This is a genomic window from Pseudomonas sp. 30_B (assembly GCF_017491605.1).
Taxonomy (GTDB): domain Bacteria; phylum Pseudomonadota; class Gammaproteobacteria; order Pseudomonadales; family Pseudomonadaceae; genus Pseudomonas.
Window position 1 is genome coordinate 1 of sequence record NZ_JAFGYY010000053.1, and the last position, 3,238, is coordinate 3,238.

Sequence of the window (3,238 nt, forward strand, 5' to 3'; positions counted from 1 at the left end):
CCTTCTCTTCCGGCGCGTTGTCGATCTGGTCGAAGGCGCGAGCGGAGCCGCCCCAGGTCTCGGAGCAGACCTTGGTCAGAGCAGCGGTCAGAGTGGTTTTACCGTGGTCAACGTGACCGATGGTGCCGACGTTTACGTGCGGCTTGTTACGCTCAAACTTTTCTTTAGCCATCTTGACCGCCTCCCGTAAGGAATTGAGAAAGTCACGTCACCATTAAAACAAAGGCAGATATTTTCATATCTGCCTTTGCGAGATGGAGCTCATGAGCGGATTTGAACCGCTGACCTCACCCTTACCAAGGGTGTGCTCTACCAGCTGAGCTACATGAGCAAGACATAAGCAACAAACTTGGAGCGGGTAGCGGGAATCGAACCCGCATCATCAGCTTGGAAGGCTGAGGTTCTACCACTGAACTATACCCGCGGAGCTTGCAGCTCACGCTTGAAACTGGTGGAGGGGGAAGGATTCGAACCTTCGAAGTCTGAGACGTCAGATTTACAGTCTGATCCCTTTGGCCGCTCGGGAACCCCTCCGAGTGAGGCGGCATTCTACAGCCTGCCACCGCGTTGTCAACTGTTTTTCTTTAAAAAACTTGAGCTTAGCTCTTCGACAACGGCTTCAAGTGTTCAACCTTTTCAGGTCACCCCTGTGAAGCGGGCGCCATTCTATTCAAACTATTGAGGGCTTGCAACGCTTTTGCACGGCATTGTTTGTTTTTGCAATTCGGGGAAATCCGAAGCCAGCTGGCGCACCAGGGAGTCATCCACCAGGCGGCCGCTTTCCGGAGCGACCTGCGCCCAGTAATCATGCTGCGAACGAGCCAGTTCGCGGATCAGCGCGTCGTAGCCCGCCGCCTTCAGGCGCTCCACGATGCTGTCCGCAGAGTCCTTGCGCTGGAATATTCCCAGGGAAATGCCGTCCGTGAGATCGCCCTCGGTAATGATGTAGCTGTCGATCTTGCGCGCCTGCAGCTCGCGAAGTTGCCACAGAGACGCCTGGCGCGAAGCCAGGGGCGGCAGATATACCCAGTAATCCATGCCGGCGGCCGCATTCACCGCCTGCACCGAAGCCTGCACATCCAGGCTCAGCAAGCGCTGAACCAACTGCTTGGCACGATCCTCGGCCGCGAAGCTGCCCAGGTATGCGCAAGCGGAAGCGGGAGCGACTGCCGGCTTTTCATCTGTCTGGCGACGCTGAGGCGCCTCGGCGGACTCGCTGAGCAGTCGAATATTCTTCTGCTCGCTGTGAAATAGACTGAGCGGTGCGATCTCCTTCGGACGGAGAGGCGCTTGCTGTTGATGCCAGACGTAATAGAAGACGTTGAGGGCGAGTAGAAAAAGGAAGAACCAACGCATCGATCAGACTCACTCGATCGGACAGGCAAGCGCCAGGCCGAGAAATACCAGATCCGGAAGTACAACAGCTCGAGCGGACTCATCCTTGACCAGCTCGGCGTCGCCCCCGGTCAGATAGACAGCGCAATCGTCACCCAGCAGCTTGTTGGCCAGCTCGATCTGCTCCCGTACGAATCCGCGCAACATCAGCACGCAACCGCGCTCCACCGCCTCGGAAGTCTCCTGGCCCGGCAGCAAGTTCTGCAGCGCCTCATGGGCCGCCTCGTCGTCATAGCGAATGCGACGAGTATGCGTGCGCAGCTGGCTGCGCATCAGCGGCATACCAGGCGCAATGTAGCCTCCCAGGTGGTTGCCGGCAGCGTCGACCAGGTCGGAAGTGACTGCAGTACCGAGATCGAGTACCAGGCAGCCACGCCCCGCCAGGCAATGACCAGCAACCAGAGCCAACCAACGGTCCATCCCGAGCCGCTGGTACTCGCGATAGCCATTCACCACACCACTGAGCTCGGTCGCCGGCGCAGCAATCTGAACTGTTATGGGAAAAGCGCCTTCCAGGCTGACACGAAGCGCATCGGTTTCCTGCTCACTGCGTACGCTGACCATACGGCAGTAGCGAATATCCACCACCCCGCTCGCCTGTAGCTGCTCGAGCAGCGCCCGATCAGAGTCAGCCACGCCTCCAGCGACGGTCACCAGGTCGTGCTTTCTGACCACCCGCCATTTGATCAGGCTGTTTCCGCAATCCAACTCAAGAATCATCCGACAACCTCAGACTCAGCTCGCCTCCGCTGTAGCTCTGCTCCTCGCCATCCACCAGGAGACGCAGCGCGCCCCTCTCATCGATGCCAAGAGCGCGCCCAACGATATTTTTGGCGGCAGTAGACAGCGTGACCTGCCGCCCCTGCCATAGATGAAGGCACTCCCACTCTTCGCGGCTAGCGGCGAAACCGCGCTCACGATGACGGGAAAGCGCCTGCGCAACTTGCGACTCCAGTGCCCGCAATAGCTCATTGCGATCAACCAGCCTGCCCAGCGCCTCTCGCACCGAGGTCCAGGGCTGATCGATGGCATCTGCCTTGCGCATGTTCACATTGATGCCGATGCCGATGGCAACACTGCAGATGTCAGCCGGATCTCCCGTGAGCTCCAGCAGAATACCGGCGATCTTCTTGCCACCGACCAGGACATCATTTGGCCACTTGAGGCCGACATCCTTCACACCCATCTCCTGGATCGCCTTCGCTACTGCAAGGCCAATTACCAGGCTCATCCCTTCAAGCTCTTGCGCACCACCACGCACAGTAATGCCCAGGGTGTAATAAAGGTTGGCGCCGAACGGACTCTCCCATTGCCGACCTCGCCTCCCCCGCCCTGCGGTCTGCCGCTCGCCCAGAATGGCAAACGGCGCCACGGCGCCGGCAGAAAGGCGTCGCAGAACCTCAGCATTGGTGGAGTCGATTGAAAGCAGGACATCAAGAGGCCATGGGCCGGAATCGGACCTGGCCGAGATGATGCTCAGAGGCTCTTCCAGGCGATAGCCACGGCCGCGCACGCGCTGCACGACCATACCGTAGTCTCGCTCAAAGCCCTCAAGGCGCTTCCAGACAGCGCTGCGACTTACTCCAAGGAGAGCACCCAGCTCTTCTCCGGAATGAAAGCGGCCATCGCTCAGCAATTTCAGCAAGGTCTGCATACCACCCCCGCAACAGTCAGGCACGCATCATATAGAGGCATGCCTGAATTGCCTACGCGGCAATGGCCCACTTTCCCGCGCGCAAAAGCAAAGCCCCCGGCCAGCGATGCTGACCAGGGGCTTTGGGATAGGCGCTTGACGATGACCTACTCTCACATGGGGAAACCCCACACTACCATCGGCGATGCG

At 59.1% G+C, this 3,238-nt stretch carries 4 protein-coding genes and 3 tRNA genes; all 7 read right to left on the reverse strand.

Features of this window, described 5'->3' with window-relative positions; genetic code table 11:
* Positions 1 to 172 (reverse strand): GTP-binding protein (locus J5M67_RS27095; protein WP_243434909.1); only part of this gene is annotated, 172 nt, incomplete at its 3' end.
* 83 nt (positions 173 to 255) lie between these two features.
* Positions 256 to 331 (reverse strand) — tRNA-Thr (locus tag J5M67_RS27100).
* 19 nt (positions 332 to 350) lie between these two features.
* Positions 351 to 424, reverse strand: a tRNA-Gly gene (locus tag J5M67_RS27105).
* A 25-nt stretch (positions 425 to 449) separates the two neighbouring features.
* Positions 450 to 534 (reverse strand) — tRNA-Tyr (locus J5M67_RS27110).
* Between the two features lie 141 nt (positions 535 to 675).
* Positions 676 to 1,356 (reverse strand): SPOR domain-containing protein, encoded by a 681-nt coding sequence (locus J5M67_RS27115; protein ID WP_207888500.1) that lies wholly within the window; start codon positions 1,354 to 1,356, stop codon positions 676 to 678.
* A 9-nt stretch (positions 1,357 to 1,365) separates the two neighbouring features.
* Positions 1,366 to 2,115 (reverse strand): pantothenate kinase, encoded by a 750-nt coding sequence (locus J5M67_RS27120; protein ID WP_207888501.1) that lies wholly within the window; start codon positions 2,113 to 2,115, stop codon positions 1,366 to 1,368.
* On the reverse strand, positions 2,105 to 3,049 hold the full coding sequence (gene birA / locus J5M67_RS27125; RefSeq protein ID WP_207888502.1) for a bifunctional biotin--[acetyl-CoA-carboxylase] ligase/biotin operon repressor BirA: 945 nt from the start codon (positions 3,047 to 3,049) through the stop codon (positions 2,105 to 2,107). Before birA ends, J5M67_RS27120 begins: the two co-directional genes overlap by 11 nt.
* Between the last annotated feature and the right edge of the window lie 189 nt (positions 3,050 to 3,238).

What these genes read in the sequence shown, in the direction of transcription:
- J5M67_RS27115 (WP_207888500.1), bottom strand. Translation starts at nt 1,356, where the DNA reads ATGCGTTGGTTCTTCCTTTTTCTACTCGCCCTCAACGTCTTCTATTAC.
- J5M67_RS27120 (WP_207888501.1), bottom strand. Translation starts at nt 2,115, where the DNA reads ATGATTCTTGAGTTGGATTGCGGAAACAGCCTGATCAAATGGCGGGTG.
- birA (WP_207888502.1), bottom strand. Translation starts at nt 3,049, where the DNA reads ATGCAGACCTTGCTGAAATTGCTGAGCGATGGCCGCTTTCATTCCGGA.